Annotated in this window: 20 protein-coding genes; 16 read left to right on the top strand and 4 right to left on the bottom strand. The window is 65.2% G+C overall.

The window, feature by feature from the left end:
* The first annotated feature begins 146 nt into the window (after positions 1-146).
* The 4 genes from DN387_RS23385 (at position 147) to DN387_RS23370 (ending at position 2933) form a co-directional block, all read left to right on the top strand.
* Positions 147-1205, top strand: coding sequence for an autotransporter outer membrane beta-barrel domain-containing protein (locus tag DN387_RS23385; RefSeq protein ID WP_043862954.1), 1059 nt, complete (start codon positions 147-149; stop codon positions 1203-1205).
* 118 nt (positions 1206-1323) lie between these two features.
* Positions 1324-2409: a helix-turn-helix transcriptional regulator gene (locus DN387_RS23380; protein ID WP_054915396.1), complete on the top strand. Its 1086-nt coding sequence runs from the start codon at positions 1324-1326 to the stop codon at positions 2407-2409.
* Entirely contained in the window at positions 2406-2651 is a 246-nt protein-coding gene (locus tag DN387_RS23375; RefSeq protein WP_043862956.1) for a hypothetical protein, read from the top strand. The genes DN387_RS23380 and DN387_RS23375 overlap by 4 nt, the downstream gene beginning before the upstream one ends.
* A 30-nt stretch (positions 2652-2681) precedes the next feature.
* Complete coding sequence (locus DN387_RS23370; RefSeq protein ID WP_043862957.1) at positions 2682-2933, top strand: hypothetical protein; 252 nt, start codon at positions 2682-2684, stop codon at positions 2931-2933.
* Here DN387_RS23370 and DN387_RS23365 read toward each other — a convergent pair.
* Entirely contained in the window at positions 2930-3280 is a 351-nt protein-coding gene (locus DN387_RS23365) for a hypothetical protein (protein ID WP_043862958.1), read from the bottom strand. The two genes, DN387_RS23370 and DN387_RS23365, sit on opposite strands and share 4 nt — an antisense overlap.
* 171 nt (positions 3281-3451) lie before the next feature.
* Between DN387_RS23365 and DN387_RS26195 the strand changes: the two genes are divergently transcribed.
* From DN387_RS26195 to fdhE, 5 genes are all read left to right on the top strand, one after another.
* Positions 3452-3730, top strand: coding sequence for a YceK/YidQ family lipoprotein (locus DN387_RS26195; protein ID WP_116054465.1), 279 nt, complete (start codon positions 3452-3454; stop codon positions 3728-3730).
* Positions 3731-3960: 230 nt separating this feature from the next.
* On the top strand, positions 3961-7011 hold the full coding sequence (fdnG, locus tag DN387_RS23355) for a formate dehydrogenase-N subunit alpha (protein ID WP_078480172.1): 3051 nt from the start codon (positions 3961-3963) through the stop codon (positions 7009-7011).
* Between the two features lie 19 nt (positions 7012-7030).
* Complete coding sequence (gene fdxH / locus DN387_RS23350) at positions 7031-7921, top strand: formate dehydrogenase subunit beta (RefSeq protein ID WP_269210608.1); 891 nt, start codon at positions 7031-7033, stop codon at positions 7919-7921.
* Positions 7918-8565, top strand: a complete 648-nt coding sequence (locus DN387_RS23345; protein WP_043862960.1) for a formate dehydrogenase subunit gamma — start codon at positions 7918-7920, stop codon at positions 8563-8565. The genes fdxH and DN387_RS23345 overlap by 4 nt, the downstream gene beginning before the upstream one ends.
* Positions 8562-9452 carry a formate dehydrogenase accessory protein FdhE gene (gene fdhE / locus DN387_RS23340; RefSeq protein ID WP_043862961.1) on the top strand — a complete coding sequence of 297 codons (891 nt, stop codon included), beginning with the start codon at positions 8562-8564 and terminating at the stop codon, positions 9450-9452. Before DN387_RS23345 ends, fdhE begins: the two co-directional genes overlap by 4 nt.
* On the opposite strand, the gene DN387_RS23335 is transcribed toward fdhE, so the two are convergent.
* Positions 9449-9901: a GNAT family N-acetyltransferase gene (locus tag DN387_RS23335; protein ID WP_054915397.1), complete on the bottom strand. Its 453-nt coding sequence runs from the start codon at positions 9899-9901 to the stop codon at positions 9449-9451. The two genes, fdhE and DN387_RS23335, sit on opposite strands and share 4 nt — an antisense overlap.
* 112 nt (positions 9902-10013) lie before the next feature.
* Here DN387_RS23335 and DN387_RS23330 point away from each other — a divergent pair, with 112 nt between their 5' ends.
* A complete protein-coding gene (locus tag DN387_RS23330; protein ID WP_054915398.1) occupies positions 10014-11537 on the top strand; it encodes an FAD-dependent oxidoreductase in 1524 nt (507 codons plus the stop codon).
* Between the two features lie 5 nt (positions 11538-11542).
* Here the strand turns inward: DN387_RS23330 and DN387_RS23325 are convergent, their stop codons facing one another.
* Positions 11543-12736: a sugar transporter gene (locus tag DN387_RS23325; protein ID WP_043862964.1), complete on the bottom strand. Its 1194-nt coding sequence runs from the start codon at positions 12734-12736 to the stop codon at positions 11543-11545.
* Positions 12737-13105: 369 nt separating this feature from the next.
* Here DN387_RS23325 and DN387_RS23320 point away from each other — a divergent pair, with 369 nt between their 5' ends.
* From DN387_RS23320 to DN387_RS23305, 4 genes are all read left to right on the top strand, one after another.
* On the top strand, positions 13106-13819 hold the full coding sequence (locus DN387_RS23320) for a GNAT family N-acetyltransferase (protein ID WP_229589264.1): 714 nt from the start codon (positions 13106-13108) through the stop codon (positions 13817-13819).
* A gap of 137 nt (positions 13820-13956) precedes the next feature.
* Positions 13957-14649, top strand: a complete 693-nt coding sequence (locus tag DN387_RS23315; RefSeq protein WP_054915399.1) for a hypothetical protein — start codon at positions 13957-13959, stop codon at positions 14647-14649.
* A gap of 234 nt (positions 14650-14883) precedes the next feature.
* Positions 14884-15573, top strand: a complete 690-nt coding sequence (locus tag DN387_RS23310) for a hypothetical protein (protein WP_054915400.1) — start codon at positions 14884-14886, stop codon at positions 15571-15573.
* 304 nt (positions 15574-15877) lie between these two features.
* The gene (locus DN387_RS23305) at positions 15878-16465 is read left to right on the top strand and encodes a biliverdin-producing heme oxygenase (protein ID WP_054915401.1); all 588 of its coding nucleotides are present in this window, start codon (positions 15878-15880) and stop codon (positions 16463-16465) included.
* A gap of 90 nt (positions 16466-16555) precedes the next feature.
* On the opposite strand, the gene DN387_RS23300 is transcribed toward DN387_RS23305, so the two are convergent.
* Positions 16556-17956 (bottom strand): amino acid permease, encoded by a 1401-nt coding sequence (locus tag DN387_RS23300; protein WP_054915402.1) that lies wholly within the window; start codon positions 17954-17956, stop codon positions 16556-16558.
* A gap of 334 nt (positions 17957-18290) precedes the next feature.
* Here DN387_RS23300 and gcvA point away from each other — a divergent pair, with 334 nt between their 5' ends.
* On the top strand, positions 18291-19181 hold the full coding sequence (gcvA, locus tag DN387_RS23295; RefSeq protein ID WP_043862969.1) for a transcriptional regulator GcvA: 891 nt from the start codon (positions 18291-18293) through the stop codon (positions 19179-19181).
* A 90-nt stretch (positions 19182-19271) separates the two neighbouring features.
* Positions 19272-20522, top strand: a complete 1251-nt coding sequence (locus DN387_RS23290; protein ID WP_054915403.1) for an aspartate aminotransferase family protein — start codon at positions 19272-19274, stop codon at positions 20520-20522.
* Positions 20523-20559 lie beyond the last annotated feature (37 nt).

Genomic DNA, 20559 nt, shown 5'->3' with positions numbered 1-20559 from the left:
GTGTTCAACTTCATTCCGGGCCTCTGGCACGCGGCTTTGCGCGCGCCATGGGGCAGGTTTGCTGGTTTGGGTCGCTCTCTGTTCCTGCCTTACAGCCCGTGACATCAGGCCAGACCTTTGGCTGTAACACACAGAGGAGATCGGCCATGAAAAGCGCACCCTGCCCTTCGGGGCTCGAGTATGTTTTCTACGCACTGTCGACGTCGCTGCTGCTGGCAACCCCGCTCGAAAGCCTGGCGGCGGGGCTGGAAGACGACGACCCGATGTTCAACCCGGCACACGGCCTGGCGCTGCCGTCGCTGGTCCCGGCCAGCGTGTCGGGGCTGAGCCTGGGTACGCTGGGGGCGTTTTCCGAACGCCTGGCAGAGCGCACGGCGGTGTTCGGCGACGAAGGCATTGCCAGCCAGTGGGCGCAGTTCTTTCCCACCCCGGTCAGGACCGCCCCGCAACGCCTGGATGCCCCCAACCAGAACCTGCAGATCGCCCCCGACCTGTTCGTGCGGGAAACCGCCGGCGGCAACACCCACCGCGCCGGGATCTTCATGGGCCACAGCAACCTGCAGGGCGGCCTGGACAATCGCCGGCCACAGCTGGGCGACAAGCAGAACGCCGTGCGCCTGGAAGGGCAAAGCCTGGGCATGTACTGGAGCCTGCAGCATGACCAGGGCTGGCATGTGGATGCGGTGGCCATGGGCACCCGTTTCGACGCCAGCGGGCGCGGCAGCGACGGCGAACGGCTCGATGGCAACGGGCACGCGCTGACCTTCTCGGTGGAGGGCGGCTTCCCCATCGGCCTGGGCAAGCACTGGGTGATCGAGCCCCAGGCGCAGTTGATCAACCAGCAGTACTATCCCGGCAACGACGCCCAGGCCCAGACCCTGCAGGCCTATGACAGCCAGCCGAGCTGGACCGGCCGGGTGGGCGCGAAGCTGTCGGCCCGCTACGAGGTGCGCGGCATGCCCATCGAACCCTATGTGCGCACCAACGTGTGGTACGACTTCTCGAACGCCGACACGGTGAGCCTGGACAAGGTCGACAAGATCAGCAGCGGACGCAACGCCACCACCGTGGAGGTGGGCCTGGGCCTGGTGGCACGGGTGACGCCCAAGGTGGCGCTGTTTGTCAGTGCCGATTACAGCAGCGACGTGGACGACAACGACTTGAACGGGTTGATCGGCAACCTGGGGGTGCGTGTGCGCTGGTGAGCGGCGCTTAATGCATCGCGGGTCAGGCCCGCGATGCGACACGCATACCCCCGTCAACCTGAGGTTGACAGCTTATGTATACTGGCCGGCCATGCCCTCGCCAAGGACACCCCAGCGCATGACCGAAAACAGCTTCGCCTTTCGCCTCAAGGAACTGCTCGAACACCACAAGCTGACGCTGCAGGCGGTAGGCACGGCCCTGGGGATCTCGCGCACCGCCGTGCACAAATGGACCCGCGGCGGCGAGATCGACTACGCCAACCTGCGCAAGCTGGCCGACTTTCTCAAGGTCAACTGGATCTGGCTGCGCTACGGCGAAGAAGCCCTGCAGGACGTGCAGCAGACCCAGGTGGTGGAGCTGCCGATGACCGACCTGCGCCGGCGCTACACCGCCGAGATCATGGAGAGCGAAACCCGCATGAAGCTGGCCCAGGAAGGCGCCCGCATCGTGACCTGGGAATGGAACCTGATCAGCGACGAACTCACCTACTCGCCCAACGTCGAGGCCGTGTACGGCTGGCAGGTGATCCGCAACGAAGACTTCTGGGTGCACCTGCCCCCCGAAGACGTCGAGATGCTGCAGGCGCTGTACAGCAAGACCCTGCTCGAAGGCGAAGGCTGCGAGTGCGACTTTCGCATCTATCGCCCCGACGGCGAGATGCGCTGGATCGCCTCCCGCGCCACGGTGGTGCGCGACAGCGCCGGGCGCGCGGTGAAGATGGTCGGCATCAGCATGGACAACACCGAGCGCAAGGTCGCCGAAGAGCAACTGCGCAACAGCGAGGAACGTTTTCGCGCCATCTTCGAACTGGCCTGGGGCGCGCTGGCCTACATCGACCCGGACGGCACCTGGCAGCGGGTCAACGGCAGCTTCTGCGAGCTGCTGGGCTACAGCGCCGAAACGCTGTACGGCATGACCTTCCAGCAACTGACCCACCCCGACGACCTGGCCGCCAACCTGCAGTTGCTGCAGCGCCTGCTGGCCGGCGAGATCGAGCGCTACGAAGTGGAAAAGCGCGTGCGCCACAAGCAGGGCCACTACATCTGGGTACGTGCACGTACCGCCCTGCAGCGCCGCCAGGACGGCCAGCCGCAGCATCTGATCAGCGTGTTCGAGGACATCGGCGCCGAACGCCTGGAACGCGAACGCCTGCAGGCACGTATCGAGGCGCTTGAAGCACAGCGCGGGGCTTCGCAGGCATGAGCCGCTTCGTGGGGGTGTTTCACCTGCGAAGCCGGCATGCCGTGGACAGGGGCTTCAAGGTGCACGCGCTACACAGCGACAATCATGCCGATGCGCACCTTGAAGCGGGCGACATACGCAATGAACAGGGCTACCAGGACGATCAGACCTGCGACTTCACCGTGATCGAGATTGCCAGCACTGCCCAGGCGCCCCGGCGCCTGAGCTGGCTGGAGCGCATCACGGGCAAGCTGCATGCATGACCCCATCCCTGATCTGACTGCGGGGCACACATGAGCCGCTTTGTCGCTGTGTTTCACCACTGGCATATCACCAAACGCAACCTTGGCTTCGAGGTGCACAGCCTGGCAGGTCGCGATCAGGCACAGGCGCACCGCGAAGCCTGCGCACGGTTGGCCGATCAGGAAGTGAGCGATATCGTGCGCTGCGCCTTCACCCTGGTTGAGATCGGCGCGCATGAACACGTTGCGCGCCCGCTGAGCTGGCGCGAGCGCATCACCGGGCGTTTCGAGGGGCGTGGCTAGAGGCAGGTGGCCAACGCCGCCATGCGCCGCTGGGCCAATGCATCGTCCTTGAGGGTGTAGAACTTGACCACCGTGCCGCCGGCTTCGGCGCGCACATCGGCGAAGTATTCGGCATCGCGTGTCGACACCGTGGCCCCGCCGTTGGGGCCGGCGTCGAGGTAGCCGCTGGCATCCACGCCGAAGACGGCTTCGTCCTGCCAACCGAACTGGATGCACTCGGCCACCAGCGGCTCGGCCTTGGCCGAGGTGAAGGTCTTGTGCGGTGCGCCCAGGCGAGCCTGGTTCATCGTCGACGAGGCGCATCCGGCCAGCACCAGTGCCGTACCCAATAGCATTGCTGCGCGCATGGTTGTCTCTCCCGTTGGTTGTGTGTCGGCAGTACCGGGCTCTTCGCTGGCCCTGCAGAAGCTGGCCTTGCCAGCGAAGAGGCCTGGCCTGCTGATTGAAAAAGGAGCGACTGTAGCATTGCCCCGGCCCCCGGTGAGAGAATGCCGCGCAGAAAAACGGACCCTCCCCCTGTGCCAAGGAACAGCACCATCCGAATCCTCTCGCTCGCCCTCATCGTCTCTACCCTCGCCCTCACCAGCTGCGGCACCATGATGCGCGGTGGGTACTGCGCCGAATGTGCATCCCCAGGCATGTACCGGGGCGTGCGCAACAACTTCTCGTTCCTGTTCAGCGCCACCTCGGCGCAGTTCTGCTGGCCGCTGATCGTGTGCCCGCTGGCGTTTATCGTCACCGCACCCGTGGATATCGTGATCGATACCGCGATGATCCCCGCCGACCTCTCGCGCTGAATGCCAAACAATCGAATCCCTCTATAGGTTCATCGACAAGGTCGATTAGTCACAAATTAAGTAAGGGCATAAACTGCCCCCGATTGCGCGCAATACACCCACGATAGAAAGGGTCTTGGCGCGCACCCTCTGTGACTAGCCTGCATACCACTTACCGATCCTGACGCTGATCTCGGCGGGCCTGCGCGTGCGCGGCCGATTCTGGAGCTCGTTTGTACAAGGAGATAACCATGGGACTGGGCAGAAGACAGTTCTTCAAGCTGTGCACCGTCGGCGCTGCCACCGCCACTGCGGCCAGCCTGGGCTTCGCCCCGGGCATGGCCCAGGCCACCCAATCACGCCAGTACAAGCTGCTGCGCGCCAAGGAAACCCGCAACAACTGCACCTACTGCTCGGTGGGTTGCGGCGTGCTGATGTACAGCCTTGGCGACGGCGCCAAGAACGCCAAGGCGCGTATCTTCCACATCGAAGGCGACCCCGATCACCCGGTCAGCCGCGGCTCGCTGTGCCCCAAGGGCGCGGGCCTGGTGGACTACATCCACAGCGAACAACGCCTGCTCTACCCCGAATACCGCGCCCCTGGCTCGGACAAATGGCAGCGCATCAGCTGGGATCACGCCATCGAGCGCATCGCACGCCTGATGAAGGACGACCGTGACGCCAACTTCATCGAGAAGAACGACAAGGGCACCACGGTCAACCGCTGGCTGAGCACCGGCATGCTGTGCAGCTCGGCCGCCAGCAGCGAAACCGGCTCGCTGGACCAGCGCTTCACCCGCGCCCTGGGCATCCTGGGCACCGACAGCCAGGCCCGTGTGTGCCACGCCCCTACCGTCTCGGCCCTGGCGCCGACCTTCGGGCGCGGCGCCATGACCAACAACTGGGTCGACATCAAGAACGCCAACGTGGTGCTGATCATGGGCGGCAACCCCGCCGAGGCGCACCCGGTGGGCTTCAAGTGGGTGATCGAGGCCAAGATCCGCAATGGCGCCAAGGTCATCGTGGTGGACCCGCGCTTCAACCGCAGCGCCGCCGTGGCCGACATCTACTCGCCGATTCGCGCCGGCTCCGACGTGACCTTCCTGATGGGCGTGGTCAACTACCTGATCACCCACGACAAGATCCAGCACGACTACGTGCGCGCCTACACCAACGCCAGCCTGATCGTGCGCGAGGACTACAGCTTCGACGACGGCCTGTTCAGCGGCTACGACCCGGCCAAGCGCAGCTACGACCGCAGCTCCTGGACCTACGAGCTGGACGCCGACGGCTTCGCCAGGCGCGACATGACCCTGAGCCACCCGCGCTGCGTGTGGAACCTGCTCAAGGCCCACGTCAGCCGCTACACCCCGGACATGGTCACCAACATCTGCGGCACGCCCAAGGCCGACTTCCTGCAGATCTGCGAAATCCTCGGCACCACCAGTGCCCCGGACAAGACCGCCACCTTCCTCTACGCCCTGGGCTGGACCCACCACACCAACGGCGCGCAGATGATCCGAGGCTCGGGCATGATCCAGCTGCTGCTGGGCAACATCGGCATGGCCGGTGGCGGGGTCAACGCCCTGCGCGGCCACTCCAACATCCAGGGCTACACCGACCTGGGCCTGCTCTCGCTGCGCCTGCCCGGCTACATGAACCTGCCATCGGATGCGCAGACCGACCTGGCCACCTACCTCAAGCAGACCACGCCCAGCGCGGTGCTGCCCGACCAGGTCAACTACTACAAGCACACCCCCAAGTTCTTCGTCAGCCTGATGAAGAGCCTGTGGGGCGACAAGGCCACCAAGGACAACGACTGGGGCTTCGACTGGCTGCCCAAGTGGGACGACAGCTACGACGTGCTCAACTACAGCAACCGCATGTACGAGGGCAAGGTCAACGGCTACATCGCCCAGGGCTTCAACCCGGTGGCGGCGTTCCCGGACAAGAACAAGGCCCAGGCCGCGCTGGAGAAACTCAAGTTCCTGGTGATCATCGACCCGCTGGCCACCGAGACCTCGAGCTTCTGGCAGAACCACGGCGAGGAGCACGACGTGGACACCGCGGCGATCCAGACCGAAGTGTTCCGCCTGCCCTCCTCCTGCTTTGCCGAGGAAGACGGCTCGATCGTCAACTCCGGGCGCTGGCTGCAATGGCACTGGGCCGGCGCTGCGCCGCCCGGCGAGGCCTGGCACGACGGCAAGATCCTCGGCCACCTGTTCCTGAAGATCCGCGAGCTGTACGAGAAGGAAGGCGGTGCCAACCCCGCGCCGATCCTCAACATGGCCTGGGACTACGCCGACCCGTTCGACCCCAAGCCCGAGGAAGTGGCCAAGGAATCCAACGGCCGCGCCCTGGCCGACCTGCACGACGAACAGGGCAACCTGATTCTGCGCAAGGGCCAGTTGCTCGACGACTTCTCGCAGCTGCGCGACGACGGCACCACTGCCAGCTTCAACTGGATCTTCGCCGGCTCCTGGACCGAAAAGGGCAACCAGATGGCACGGCGCGACAACGCCGACAGCGGCCTGGGTTGCACCCCGGGCTGGGCCTGGGCGTGGCCGCAGAACCGGCGCATTCTCTACAACCGCGCCTCGGCCGACCCGCAGGGCAAGCCGTGGGACCCCAAGCGCAAGCTGATCGGCTGGGACGGGGCGCGCTGGAGCGGCGTGGACGTGCCGGACTTCGCCGTCACCGCTGCACCGGGCAGCAACACCAACCCGTTCATCATGCTGCCTGAAGGCCTGGGCCGGCTGTTCTCGGTGGGCGCGATGAACGACGGGCCGTTCCCCGAACACTACGAGCCCACCGAAAGCCCGCTGGCGAACAACCCGCTGCACCCGAACGTGACCTACAGCCCCACCGCGCGGGTGTACGAAAGCGATCGCAAGCGCATGGGCAGCCGTGAGCAGTTCCCGTATGTGGCCACCACCTACTCGATCACCGAGCTGTTCCGCCACTGGACCAAGCATGCGCGGCTCAACGCCATCGTGCAGCCCGAGCAGTTCATCGAGATCGGCGAGAAGCTGGCCGCCGACAAGGGCATCGTGCAGGGCGACCTGGTGCGCGTCAGCACCCAGCGTGGCTACATCAAGGCCAAGGCCGTGGTGACCAAGCGCATCCGCCGCCTGGCCATCGACGGGCAGGACGTCGACACCATCGGCATCCCCTGCCACTGGGGCTATGAAGGCACCACGCGCAAGGGCTTTCTGGCCAATACCCTGACCCCGGGGGTGGGCGATTCCAATACCCACACGCCGGAATACAAGGCGTTTCTCGTGAACATCGAAAAGGCCTGAGGGAGCGAACTTCATGTCCATGCAATCCCAAGACATCATCAAGCGCTCGGCCACCAACGTGCTGACCCCGGCGCCGCGCGCGCGCGACCACCAGGCCGAAGTGGCCAAGCTGATCGACGTGAGCATCTGTATCGGCTGCAAGGCCTGCCAGGTGGCCTGCAACGAGTGGAACGACCTGCGCGACGAGGTCGGCCACAACGTCGGCGTGTACGACAACCCGGCCGACCTGTCGGCCGAAACCTGGACGCTGATGCGCTTCGATGAAGTCGAAGATGAAAGCGGCAAGCTCGAATGGCTGATCCGCAAGGACGGCTGCATGCACTGCGCCGACCCGGGCTGCCTGAAGGCCTGCCCGCAACCGGGGGCGATCATCCAGTACGCCAACGGCATCGTCGACTTCCAGTCCGACCACTGCATCGGCTGCGGCTACTGCATCGCCGGCTGCCCGTTCGATGTGCCGCGCATCAGCAAGAAGGACAACAAGGCCTACAAGTGCACCCTGTGCGTGGACCGCGTGTCGGTGGGCCAGGAGCCAGCCTGCGTCAAGACCTGCCCCACCGGTGCGATCAACTTCGGCAGCAAGCAGGACATGCTGCACCAGGCCAGCGAGCGCGTGACCGAGCTGCAGGGCCGCGGCTTTGCCGGCGCCGGCATCTACGACCCGCAGGGCGTGGGCGGCACCCACGTGGTGTACGTGCTGCAGCACGCCGACAAGCCGCACCTGTACCACAAGCTGCCCACCGACCCGCGCATCAGCAGCGCCATCCATGGCTGGAAGGGCTGGCTCAAGCCGGTGGCGGCCGTGGCCTTCTTCGCCACCCTGGCCGGCACCCTGTTCCACTACGTGGGCGTGGGGCCGAACGAGGTCGAGGAAGCCGACGAGAAACACGAGGAGGACACCCACGCATGAACAAGGACAAACTGATCCTGCGCACCCGCTTCATCGAGCGTGCCAGCCACTGGGTAATGGTGCTGTGCTTCCTTGCCGTGGCCCTGTCGGGGCTGTCGTGGTTCTTCCCGTCGCTCAACGGGCTCAACGCCGTGTTCGGCACCCCGCAGCTGGCGCGCATCCTGCACCCGTTCTTCGGGGTGGTGGTGTTCCTGCTGCTGGCGTTCCTGTTCGTGCGCTTCGTCAAGTACAACCTGCCCGAGCGTGAAGACCTCGCGTGGTTCAGGAACGTGCGCCAGGTGCTGGCCGGCGAGCACGAGCCGGCGCTGCAGATCGGCAAGTACAACGCCGGGCAGAAGATCCTGTTCTGGGGAATCATGGGCCTGATCAGCGTGCTGCTGGTCAGTGGCGTGGTGATCTGGCGGCCTTACTTCGCGCCGTGGTTCAGCATCCCGTCGATTCGCATCGGCCTGCTGGTACACGCCATTGCCGGCATCTGCCTGATCCTGCTGATCATCGGCCATGCGTACCTGGCGTTCTGGGTCAAGGGTTCGATTCGCGGCATGGTCACCGGGTATGTGAGCCGCAGCTGGGCCAAGACCCACCATGACCGCTGGTACCGGCAGATCAGCAACAAGCAGAGCGGGAGTGGCAAGCAGCAATGAACAGCATCCAGATGACCCCTGCCGAGCAGCGTAGCGCCGGCGTTGGCGAAATACCTGCCGTGCTGCTGCCGACCCTGGGCGAGCGCTACCGCCAGCGCGCCACCCGCCTGCGTCAGCTGGCCGAGGGGCACCCGATGGCCGACTACCTGCGGTTCGTGGCACAGGTGGCCGATGCCCAGCAGCAATTGCTCGAACGCCTGCCGCTACCGGCAACGCTGGTGAGCAGCCTGGCCGGGCGGGTAGCCGCCGGCAAGGCGCCGCTGGCCTGGGCCAGCCTGCCGCGCGATGCCTACTGGCAGCAACTGTTGCGCGGGCTTGGCGAGCACATCGAACACGCCACCCTGCAGGGCCTGTGTGCGCAGGGCGAGGCCGCCCTGGACGTGGCGGCCGATGCGTTGCTGGCAGGCCGCTTCAGCGAAATCGACAGCGGTCAGGCGCTGTTCCTGTGGGCCGCCCTGTCGCTGTACTTCACCCAGCTGGCGGCGCACCTGCCCGCCATCGGCAATGCCGGCGTGGGCGAGCAGCGCCAGCATTGCCCGGTGTGCACCGGGGCGCCGGTGGCCAGCGTGATCATGACCGGTGCCCAGGCCGGGCTGCGCTACCTGCACTGCGGGTTGTGCGAGAGCCGCTGGCACATGGTGCGGCTCAAGTGCAGCAACTGCGAAGAGACCGGCAGCCTGGACTACTGGTCGCTGGATACCCATGAAACCGCGATCAAGGCCGAGAGCTGCGACGACTGCCACAGCTACCTGAAGGTGTTCTACCCCGAGCACGAGCGCGACCTTGAGCTGGTGGCCGATGACCTGGCCTCGATCGCGCTGGATGCCGAGGTGGAGCGCCAGGGGTTCGATCGCAGCGGCGTGAACCCGTTTCTGTTCCCGGGCTAGAGCGGGTACTGCATCAGCCAGTGTGATTTGCCCCAGGCCTGGAACTGCTCGAGGTACTGCCACCCCCGCTTGTGGTAGTACTCGGCGCGGTCGTGGGTGTGCAGGTAGAGGTGCGTGTGCCCCAGGGCCCTGGCCTTGGTGCAGATGCCCTCGATCAGCGTTTCGGCCAGGCCTTGGCCGCGGGCTTGCGGGCTGACGAACACGCAGGCCAGCCACGGGCTCAGGTCGGGCCGCAGGGGCAGGTCGTCGCGCGCCAGTGAAGCGCTGCCCAGCAGGTTGCCGTCATCCAGCGCCAGCAGGCTGTACAGGCTGCCGTCAGCCTGGCCATCGGCGAACTCCTGTTGCCATTGGGCCAGCGGTACATCGGCGTATTCGTAGGCGAACTGCTCGTGCAGCCAGCGGGCCAGGGTATCGCTGTGGTGTGGGTGGTTGCTGAGCCAGTCGATCATGGGTGTGCTCTGGGCGTTGGGGGGATGCAAAGGTACACCGAATTGGATGAGGGGTGTGGCCACCTGCATCTACACTTGTCAGTGCCACCGCACCTTCCCGGAGGACCGCGCCATGCCCCACTCTGACGTCCTGATCATCGGCGCCGGGCCCACCGGCCTGGTCCTGGCCCTGTGGCTGAGCAAGCTGGGCATCTCGGTACGTATCCTCGACAGGACCAGCGCCGCCGGCACCACCTCCCGCGCGCTCGCCGTGCAAGCCCGCACCCTGGAGCTGTACCGCCAGCTGGACCTGGCCGACGCGGTCGTTGGCGCCGGCCACCAGGTGCCCGCCGCCAACCTCTGGGTCAAGGGCGAGCCCGCCGCACGCCTGCCTTTGGACAGCATCGGCGCCAACCTCACGCCCTACCCCTTTCTCGAAATCTACCCGCAGGACCAGCACGAGAACCTGCTGATCGAGCGCCTGCGCGGCCTTGGCGTGGAGGTCGAACGCAGCACCGAACTGCTCGGTTTCACCCAGCACGACACCACCGTCAGCGTACGCCTGCGCCTGCCCGACGGCAGCGAGCAAGACTGCGAGGCGCATTACCTGGCCGGCTGCGACGGCGCCCATTCGACCGTGCGCAACGGCCTGCATGTCGACTTCCCCGGCGGCACCTACCAGCAGCTGTTCTATGTGGCCGACGTGGATGCCAGCGGCCCGCCCATGAACGGCGAGCTGCACGTGGACCTGGACGAGGCGGACTTTCTGGCGGTGTTCCCGCTGGCCGGCGCAGGCCGCGCGCGGTTGATCGGCACGGTGCGCGACGCACGCGCCGAACACCCCGAGCAACTGCGTTTCGAGGATGTCAGCCAACGTGCCATCGAGCACCTGCAACTGCAGGTGCTCAAGGTCAACTGGTTTTCCACCTACCGCGTACACCATCGCGTGGCCGGGCATTTCCGCCAGCAGCGCGCCTTCCTGCTCGGCGACGCCGCGCACGTGCACAGCCCGGCCGGCGGCCAGGGCATGAACACCGGCATCGGCGATGCAATCAACCTGGCCTGGAAGCTGTGCAGCGTACTCAAGGGCAAGGCCCACGATGACCTGCTCGACAGCTACCCGGTCGAGCGCATGGCCTTCGCCCGGCGCCTGGTGGCCACCACCGACCAGGTGTTCACCTTCGCTACCGCCGATGGCAGCATCGCCAACCTGTTGCGTACCCGCCTGGCACCGGTGCTGATACCGCGCATGGCGGCATTCGCCAAGGCGCGCAGCCTGCTGTTTCGCACGGTCTCGCAGCTGGGCCTGAACTACCGCCTGATGCCGCTGAGCTTCGGCAGCGCCGGCCATGTGCAGGGCGGCGACCGCCTGCCCTGGGTGGTCACGCAGGAACACGACAATTTCAGCGCGCTGTCGCACCTGGGCTGGCAGGTGCACGTGTACGGCCTGGCCAGCAAGGAACTGAGCGCCTGGTGCGCCGCACGCCAGCTGCCACTGCAGGTTTACCCCTGGTCGGCCACCTGCACGGCCGCCGGCCTGGCACGCAACGCGCTGTACCTGCTGCGCCCCGACAGCTACGTGGCGCTGGCCGAACCCTCGGCCTCCACCGCCGCCGTGGAGCGCTACTTCAGCGAGCGGGGCCTGCGCCCCTGGTGAGGTGCTTACGCCGGTTTGTCGGCGCCCAGCACCCCGGCATAGCGGTAGGTTGTCACGCAACACAGCACCAGGCCGCTGACCGCGACCGCGCCGCCCACCAGGCCGATGTCGCCAAGGCCCATGTGGGTACTGACCAGGCTGCCCAGCAATGCCCCGCCACCGATGCCCACGTTGTACAGCCCCGAGAACATGGCCATGGCCACGTCGGTGGCATCCGAAGCCAGCACCAGTACCTTCGATTGCAGGGCCAGGCTGAAACACATGATCGCCATGCCCCACACCATGCTCAGCGCGCAGAGCAGGGTCGGGTTGACTGCCAGCGGGGCCAGCAGCAACAGGCTCAGGGCGATGGCGCCGATGGCGCCAATCGCGAACCCCCGCGGGAAACGCTCGCTGTAGCGACTGAACAGGATCGAGCCGAAGATGCCCGCCCCGCCATACAGCAACAGCAGGATGGTGGTCATTTCGCCGCTCATCGCCGCGACCTGCTGGCTGAACGGCTCGATGTAGCTGTAGGCGGTGAACTGCGCGGTGATGCCCAGCACCACCAACGCATACACCGAGAGCAGCGCCGGCCGCTTGAGCAGCATCGGCAGGCTGCGCAGCGAACCGGAGTTCTGGCTGGGCAGGCGCGGCAGCGAGCGCATCAGCCAAAGCAACGTCAGTACCGAGACCCCGGCGATGCCCATGAAGGTGGTGCGCCAGCCCAGCGCCTCGCCCACCACTCGCCCCAGCGGAATGCCCAGCACCATGGCCAGGGTGGTGCCGGTGGCCAGCACCCCGAGGGCCTTGGCCTGCTTGCCCGGCGGCGCCACCCGCACCGCCAGCGACGCGGTGATGGCCCAGAACACCGCGTGGGCCAGTGCGATACCGATGCGGCTGAACAGCAGCATGCCGAAGCTGGTGGCCATGCTCGACAGCACATGGCTGGCAATGAACAGCACGAACAGGAACGCCAGCAGCTTGCGCCGCTCGATGTTGCGGGTCATCAGCATCATCGGCAGCGAGGCCAGCGACACCACCCAGGCATAGATGGTCAGCATCAGCCCGACCTGGGCGGTGGGCATGTCGAAGCTGCGGCCGATATCGCTGAGCAGGGCCACCGGCACGAACTCGGTGGTGTTGAAGATGAATGCAGCCAGGGCCAGCGCGAAAACGCTGAGCCAGCTGCCATTACGGGTATCTGCGGGGTTGTTCATCGGACGGGGCAAGGCTCCGGGGCGGGCGCGTCAGACGCGACCCTGGGTTCAATGAAACCTGCGCGGCAAAAGGCGCGCAGGCAAAAGCCACCCCTGGGCCGGCGGCCTGGGTGTTGCGCTGCAGAAGGTTGTTATAGGTAGGTGCGGGTCGCAGGCCCGATGGTACGTCATGCGTCGGGGGGGCGACAATAACGCTCGCCGCGCCGCGCCGGCCCCACCGATGAAACTTGCCACGGACATGCAGTGTCTTTGTCATGAGCCCGTAGTAGTGCAAAGCCTGACAAGGGCTGCAGCATTGTCCGATGGTCAGGGTTTACCGACACACGCCTAATCGGGGTCCCTTGAGTACCGGATCTGCCAGGAGGCCGTATGCGCCTAGTTTCGCAACTGCTCCAACGTCTCAGACAAAAAGGCCTGCGTCGCGCCTTGCGCCCGCTGTGGCAACGCCACGTGTTCCAGCACTGGCAACTGGTGTGGCTGGACCGCGACCCGTTGGCCAGGGTGCCTCGACAACGCACCCGCCCCTGCCCTCCCGTGCGGCTCGTCCAGATCACCCCGAGCAATACCGACGCGTTCGCGCGCCATTTCCCCGGCCAGTTGCAGGCCATGAACGACCTTGCACGCGAAGGCCACACCGGCCACATGTACCTGGACGAAGCCGGTGACGCGGTGGCGATGGTGTGGGCCAGCACCCGTGACTATCACGACCGGCACTACTACGGCTGCACCTTCCCGGTACAGCCCGGCGAATACTTCCAGTTCGCCGGCGAAGTCGAGCGCGCCTACTTCGGCACCGGCCTGTCCACGCGGGTGCAGACCGAGCTGTGGGAGGCCATGCTCGCCAAAGGCTGCACGCGTATCGTGGTGGTGGTGGCGCTGGACAACGCACAGGCAGTCAAGATGCACCTGCACCTGGACTACCACGAACAGGGTCGCATCACCCACGCGTACAGGTTCTTCGGGCGCTGGTACTTCTCCCGCGTGACCCACTACAGCGGCTCGCGCCTGGCCCACCTGGCCCCGCGGGCCAGACGCAAGGCCGACAGCGAGCCGGCGCCGCAGCTGCACGACACCGACGCCTGAGCGCCTACGCCCCGGGTTGCAAGGTCATGCAGCGCGCATGACCTTCAGCTTACCGGGGCTGTAGAGAAGGCCGATGGCATGCAACTGCCGGTGGACGCCTAATCGGAGCTCCTGGAATAAAACCTGTCGGAGTTCTCATGCAATTGATCGAAATCGCCCACCAGCGCATCAGACAAAAAGGCTTGCTGCGTGCGCTTCGCCCGCTGTGGCGCCGCTACATCTTCTCGCACTGGCAACTGGTGTGGTTGCAGCGCAGCCCCCTTGCGCCCGTCGCCGCGCAACGCAGGCGCACCTGCCCGCCAGTGCACCTGGTAGCGATAACACCCCATAATACCGAGGCCTTCAGCCGTTACTTCCCTGGCCAGGTGCAGGCCATGACCGACCTCGCCGAACAGGGCCACACCGGCCACATGTACGTGGACAGCCACGGCAACGCGGTGGCGATGGTGTGGGCCAGCACCCGCGATTACCACGACCGCCATTACTACGGCTGCACCTTCCCGGTGCAGCCGGGCGAATACTTCCAGTTTGCCGGGGAAGTCGACCGCGCCTACTTCGGTACGGGCCTGTCGACCCAGGCCCAGCTTGACCTGTGGTCCGCCATGCTGGCCAAGGGGTGTACGCGCATCGTCAATGTGGTGGCGCTGGACAACGTGCAGGCGGTGAAGATGCACCTGCAGCTGGATTATCAGGAACAGGGTCGCATCACCCACGCCTACAGAGTGTTCGGTTGCTGGCGGTTCTCGCGCACCACCCACTACAGCGGCAAGCGCCTCGCTCACCTGGCGCCGCGGGCCCGGCCACGGGCCCCTGACACCTTCATCGCCTGAGCAGAACCGCGCCTTGATTCAGGCGCCATTAAATCGTCAAAAAAGCGTCAGACCTTTCCGATCAACTGCTCTATGCCGGTAACCACCGGTGTAGAGCAGTTCACCCTTGTTACACATATTTTGAAACAACCACTGCGATGGCTTTTTGACACGCCGTCAAAACGCTGGGCTATACCATGAAAAAGATTTCATCAAACCCACCGTTTCATCCGCCCTATCCGGCAAGGAGGCACCATGGGTGCTTTGCAGAACGTGCGCGACAAGATCAGAAGAAAAGGCCTGCGCCGCGTCGCCAGAACCCTCTGGGAACGCCATGTGTTCTATCACTGGGAACTGCTGTGGATGGAGCGCGACCTGGTCAGTGCGGTACCGCCGCACAACCTGCGACCGCACAAGCCGGTGCGCCTGGTGACCATCACCGAGGACAACGCCGTCGCCTTTGCCCGCCACTTCGGCGACCGTGTGCAAACCATGGCCGAGCTTGCCCGCGAAGGCCACACCGGGCACATGTACCTGGACGATGCCGACAATGCGGTGGCGTTCATCTGGGGCAGCAAGCGCGACTACCTGGACCGTCACTATTACGGCTGCACCTTCCCGGTCAAGGAGGGCGAGTTCTTCGAGTTCGGCGGCGAGATGACCCCGTCGTACTTCGGCACCAGCCTGTCGGTGGATGCCCAGGTCAACCTGTGGGCGGCCATGCAGGCCCAGGGCTGCAACAAGGTGGTGGACGTGGTCGAGACGCACAACGTACCGGCCATGAAGCTGCACCTGCGCATGGGTTATCACGAACAGGGACGCGTGGCGCACGTGTACTGCCTGTTCGGGCGCTGGAAGTTCTTCCGCGAGACCACCTACAGCGGTTCACGCCTGGAACAGCTGCGCAAGCCGCGGGCAGTCAAGACAGCCGCCGCACCGGCATGAACCTGGCAGCCCCTGCGCCCGCGCTGCGGGTGCAGGGGCCTGCTCGACATCCCTGCTCAACCCCGCATCTACCCGCCCTGCGCGGCGCTTGACCGTACCTGGAGCGCATGCAAGCATCCGCCGGCCATAACGCCCACGAATGCAGTTCAGAGACGAATGCCCCGGGATGAAGATTCCATTGCAGATCCACGCATTGAAGACGCTCGCCTGGCAGGCCGGGTGCTGCACGGAACGACGATGGCGCGAGAGAGTCTAGGCATTGGCATTACCAATGCCTGCTCACTGCCGACATGAGACCCCGACCATGAATGCCCCCGCCTCCCCTGCGCCCGAAACCGGCCGCTGCCAACGCCTCAAGGCCGCCAGCCGCCGCGAGCACGACAGTGTCGATACGCTGGTGCTGGGCGTTCGACCGTTCGAGAGCCGCGAGCGCTATGCATTGTTTCTGCAAGTGCAGCACCGCTTTCATGGCAGCCTTCAAGCCTTGTATGGCGATGCGCAGTTGAACCGCACATTGCCCGGGCTGGCGGCGCTGTCGCGGTTCGAGGCAGTGCAGGCCGACCTGCGCGACCTTGGCCTGCCGGTGCCCGGTGTACCGGCCCCTGTGCAGCTGTCTGCGCCAGCTGAAGCACTGGGCTGGCTGTACTGCAGCGAGGGCTCGAACCTGGGGGCGGCGTTTCTGTTCAGGCAGACCCAGCAACTGGGGCTGGGCGCGCAGCGTGGCGCCCGGCATCTGGCGCCGCACCCGGACGGGCGTGCGCTGCAGTGGCGCCAGTTCGTGGGGTTGATCGATGCACTGGTGCTGAGTGAGGAACAGGAGCGCCAGGCGGTGGATGGGGCGCTGGCGGCGTTCGAGTTCTATCGCAGCAGCGTGCGCGACATTTTCGGCTGAGGCCTGTGGCGACGTCTTCGCCGGCTCCTGCAGGAGTCACGATGATCCTGCAGGAGCCGGCCTTGCCGGCGATCGAGTGCGCAGCGCTCGCTAACCCTGCTCGGTCATCGCCTGCGGCTGATGCTCGATACGCGCCCGCTTGCGGTAGAACGCGATGCCCAGGATCAACGCCGTCACCGCCGCCGTCATCAAGGTCTCGTAGCGGTAGTCGGGGCTGAACAGCATGTAGCCCAGCACCAGCGAAATCACCACGATCACCAGCCAGGTCAGCCACGGGAACAGCCACATCTTGAACGCCAGCTCGGTGCCCTCGCGCTCGACGATGGCACGCATGCGCAGCTGCGACACGGCAATCACCAGGTACACCAGCAGCGCGATGGCCCCGGTGGTCGACAGCAGGAAGCCGAACACCTTGCCCGGGAAGGCGAAGTTCACGAAGCAACCGACAAACCCGGCCAGGGTCGACAACAGCACCGCCACGGTGGGCACGCCACTGCCGGAAATACGCTTGGTCAGCGGGTGCGCCTCACCCCGTGCGCCCAGTGAATAGAGCATGCGCGAAGCGGTATACAGCCCCGAGTTCATGCAGCTGGTGACCGCCACCAGCACCACCACGTCGATCAGAAACTTGGCACCCGGCACGTTGAGGATTTCCAGCGCGCGCTGGAACGAACCCACCTGCAGCAGGCGCGGGTCATTCCACGGCACCAGCGCGACGATGAAGAAGATCGAGAACACGTAGAAGATCGCGATGCGGTACACCACCAGGTTGGTGGCGCGGCGGATCTTGTCTTTCGGGTTGGCGGTTTCGTCGGCGGCAATGGTGACGATCTCGGCACCGAAGAACGAGAAGATGGTCACCAGCACGCCGGCCAGCACGGCGCCGAAGCCGTTGGGCATGAAGCCGCCATTGGACCACAGGTTCTCGACGCCCGAGGTCTGCGCCAGCGGCCATACACCGCTCACCCCCATCAGGCACACCACCAAAAAGCCGATGATCGCCACCACCTTGACCAGGGCGAACCAGTACTCGAACTTGCCGAAGTTCTTCACGCTGATCAGGTTGCTGCACGACAGCACGATCATGATCAGGAAGGCAAAGGCCCAGGACGGCACGTCGGGGTACCAGGCGTGCAGGATGTCGGCACCGGCGATTGCCTCGACCGGAATGATCAGTACCCAGAACCACCAGTACAGCCAGCCGATGGTGAAGCCTGCCCATGGCCCGATGGCCCGCCCTGCGTAGGTGGAGAACGAGCCGCTGTTGGGGTCGGCGATGGCCATTTCGCCGAGCATGCGCATCACCAGCAGCACCAGCAGGCCGGTAATCATGTAGGAGATGAGGATGGCCGGACCGGCCTTGGCGATGGCGTTGGACGAACCGATGAACAACCCGGCGCCGATGATGCCGGCGATGGAGATCATCGAGACCTGACGCGAGGTCAGGCCGTGCTTGAGCGAGCGTTGCGGTTTTTCTTGTAGGGACGACATGGTTGCCTCTCTGGCCAATGCCTGCTGCACCTGGTTGCGCGATGACCGCGCAGGTCAGGCCAAGGTCTTCATGGAAAGTGTGCGGCAGCAGAAATGTAAGGAGCCGTTATTGTTTTTTGGGCATCAAACGTAATGTAACGGGTACTGATCGGCCTCTTTTCGATAAGTTTCAGACGCACTTTTCCCGGTCCCTCGGGGCATCGAAACTAGCAGTTGAAATGATTGACGCAGGTCAGTATTAATCTGCGAACAGGCTGCTTACAAACGACCTTTTATCACCACATGATTCCTCCATGGAATGAACTCAGTCCTTTTCATCTGCCCGGTGCCCTCGATGTCCAAGCGTTTGATGCCCTCCACCACCACCCTGCAATGCTTCGAAGCGGCGGCCCGCCACCTGAGCTTCACCCGCGCCGCGCAGGAGCTGCACCTGACCCAGAGCGCGGTGAGCAAGCAGGTGGCGCAACTCGAGGAGATGCTCTGCCACAACCTGTTCCAGCGCGTGCGCCGGCGCCTGCACCTGACACCTGCAGGCTCGCTGTACCTGGCCGAGGTGAACAAGATCCTCACCCAGCTGGACATCTCCAGCCGCTACATCCTGACCTACGGCGGCGAGACCCAGGTGCTGACCGTGGCCACCCAGCCCACCTTCGGCGCACGCTGGCTGGTGCCCAACCTGCACGGTTTCAGCCGGCAGCACCCGAACATCCATCTGGACATCAAGAGCGAGCTGGAACCCTTCGACCTGCTCAACAACAAGGCCGACATCGCGTTTTTCTTCGGCCAGGGCACCTGGCCGGGGGCCACCTGCATCGAGCTGTTCCATGAAGAGGTGGTGCCGGTGTGTCACCCCGAGCTGATCGCGGCAGCGCTGCCACGCAGCGCCGAAGACCTCGCCCGCCACCCGTTGCTGCAATGCACCTCGCGCCCGGAGGCCTGGCACGAGTGGTTCCTGCAGCAGGACCTGCAGTCCCAGCACAGCTACCACGGGCCGCGTTTCGACACCTTCTACCTGTGCATCCGCGCGGCCCAGGCCGGCTGCGGCATCGCCCTGGTGCCACGCTACCTGGTGGCCGAAGAACTGGCCGAGGGCAAGCTGGTGGTGGCCTGGGCGCACACCATGCCCAGCGAGGGCGCGCACTTCATCGCCCATGCCGAGCATGCGGCGCAGGTGCCGAAGGTGAAGGCGTTCGTCGAGTGGATACAGGGCAGGATCACGATTTGACGGAATGATTGCTCGACTTTATTTCGCTTGTGGCGTTTGCCGGATGTTGGCTTAGATATATAAAAACTTCCGTCACCCAGGTACTTGCCCATGACGCACGAAACAATCAGCCGATCTCTTTCCATTGTGCATCCCATTACACTTTCACACGGGCGCAATGCCCAGGTGTGGGATACCGATGGCAAGCACTACATCGACTTCGTGGGCGGTATCGGCGTACTCAACCTGGGGCATTGCAACCCGGCGATCGTCAGCGCCATCCAGCACCAGGCCACGCAACTGACCCATGCGGCGTTCAACGCCGTCCCGCACGGGCCCTATGTGCAGTTCATGCAACGCCTGGAGGCGTTCGTGCCACTGAGCTACCCGATGGCAGGCATGCTCACCAACAGTGGCGCCGAGGCGGCGGAGAACGCCTTGAAAGTGGCCCGCGCCGCCACCGGGCGTACGGCGGTGGTGGCCTTCGATGGCGGCTTCCACGGACGTACCCTGGCCACGCTCAACCTCAATGGCAAGGTGGCACCCTATAAGCAGAAGGTCGGCGTGCTGCCCGGCCCGGTGTTCCACCTGCCCTACCCCAGCGCCGACAACGGCGTGACCGGCGAGCAGGCGATGCAGGCGCTGGAGCGCCTGTTCAGCGTCGAGATCGACGTCAACGAAGTGGCCTGCTTCATCTTCGAGCCGGTGCAGGGCGAAGCCGGCTTCCTGGCAATGGACCCCACCTTTGCCCAGGCCCTGCGCACGTTCTGCGATGCACACGGCATCCTGATCATCATCGACGAGATCCAGTCGGGCTTTGGCCGCACCGGCCAGCGCTTCGGCTTCCCGCGGCTGGGCATCGAGCCGGACCTGCTGCTGTTGGGCAAGAGCATTGCCGGCGGCGTGCCGCTGGGAGCGGTGGTAGGCCGGCGCGAGCTGATGGCCAGCCTGCCCAAGGGTGGCCTGGGCGGCACCTATTCGGGCAACCCGCTGGCCTGTGCGGCAGGGTTGGCGACCCTGGAACTGATGAGCGATGCCAACCTGGCGACCTGGGGCGAGTTGCAGGAGCGCGCCATCGTCGGGCGGTATGAAGCGTGGAAGGCCCGCGGGTTGACGCCGTACCTCGGGCGCCTGACCGGTGTGGGCGCCATGCGCGGCATCGAGCTGGTCACGCCACAAGGCAAGCCGGCCACCGCGCAGCTGGCCGAGGTGCTGGAGAAGGCACGCGCGGCCGGGCTGCTGCTGATGCCGGCGGGCAAGGCGCGGCACATCATCAGGTTGCTGGCGCCATTGACCGCCGAGGCAGACGTGCTGGAGCGTGGGCTGGATATCCTGGAGCGCTGCCTGGCAGAACTGTCATGAGCAAGTGCTTTTGCCCAGCGCAATCAGGCTTTATCCT

The organism is Pseudomonas sp. FBF18 (genome assembly GCF_024261405.1).
Classification (GTDB): Bacteria; Pseudomonadota; Gammaproteobacteria; order Pseudomonadales; family Pseudomonadaceae; genus Aquipseudomonas; species Aquipseudomonas palmensis.
This window is presented reverse-complemented; position numbering and strand designations above follow the sequence as displayed.

Bases quoted from the DNA above. Each gene is read 5' to 3' on its own strand.
- DN387_RS23315 (WP_054915399.1), top strand. From the start codon at position 13,957: ATGCAATTGATCGAAATCGCCCACCAGCGCATCAGACAAAAAGGCTTG.
- DN387_RS23320 (WP_229589264.1), top strand. From the start codon at position 13,106: ATGCGCCTAGTTTCGCAACTGCTCCAACGTCTCAGACAAAAAGGCCTG.
- DN387_RS23335 (WP_054915397.1), bottom strand. From the start codon at position 9,901: ATGATCGACTGGCTCAGCAACCACCCACACCACAGCGATACCCTGGCC.
- DN387_RS23345 (WP_043862960.1), top strand. From the start codon at position 7,918: ATGAACAAGGACAAACTGATCCTGCGCACCCGCTTCATCGAGCGTGCC.
- DN387_RS23330 (WP_054915398.1), top strand. From the start codon at position 10,014: ATGCCCCACTCTGACGTCCTGATCATCGGCGCCGGGCCCACCGGCCTG.
- fdxH (WP_269210608.1), top strand. From the start codon at position 7,031: ATGCAATCCCAAGACATCATCAAGCGCTCGGCCACCAACGTGCTGACC.
- DN387_RS23290 (WP_054915403.1), top strand. From the start codon at position 19,272: ATGACGCACGAAACAATCAGCCGATCTCTTTCCATTGTGCATCCCATT.
- fdnG (WP_078480172.1), top strand. From the start codon at position 3,961: ATGGGACTGGGCAGAAGACAGTTCTTCAAGCTGTGCACCGTCGGCGCT.
- DN387_RS23375 (WP_043862956.1), top strand. From the start codon at position 2,406: ATGAGCCGCTTCGTGGGGGTGTTTCACCTGCGAAGCCGGCATGCCGTG.
- DN387_RS23300 (WP_054915402.1), bottom strand. From the start codon at position 17,956: ATGTCGTCCCTACAAGAAAAACCGCAACGCTCGCTCAAGCACGGCCTG.
- DN387_RS23370 (WP_043862957.1), top strand. From the start codon at position 2,682: ATGAGCCGCTTTGTCGCTGTGTTTCACCACTGGCATATCACCAAACGC.
- DN387_RS23310 (WP_054915400.1), top strand. From the start codon at position 14,884: ATGGGTGCTTTGCAGAACGTGCGCGACAAGATCAGAAGAAAAGGCCTG.
- DN387_RS23365 (WP_043862958.1), bottom strand. From the start codon at position 3,280: ATGCGCGCAGCAATGCTATTGGGTACGGCACTGGTGCTGGCCGGATGC.
- fdhE (WP_043862961.1), top strand. From the start codon at position 8,562: ATGAACAGCATCCAGATGACCCCTGCCGAGCAGCGTAGCGCCGGCGTT.
- gcvA (WP_043862969.1), top strand. From the start codon at position 18,291: ATGTCCAAGCGTTTGATGCCCTCCACCACCACCCTGCAATGCTTCGAA.
- DN387_RS23385 (WP_043862954.1), top strand. From the start codon at position 147: ATGAAAAGCGCACCCTGCCCTTCGGGGCTCGAGTATGTTTTCTACGCA.
- DN387_RS23380 (WP_054915396.1), top strand. From the start codon at position 1,324: ATGACCGAAAACAGCTTCGCCTTTCGCCTCAAGGAACTGCTCGAACAC.
- DN387_RS23325 (WP_043862964.1), bottom strand. From the start codon at position 12,736: ATGAACAACCCCGCAGATACCCGTAATGGCAGCTGGCTCAGCGTTTTC.
- DN387_RS23305 (WP_054915401.1), top strand. From the start codon at position 15,878: ATGAATGCCCCCGCCTCCCCTGCGCCCGAAACCGGCCGCTGCCAACGC.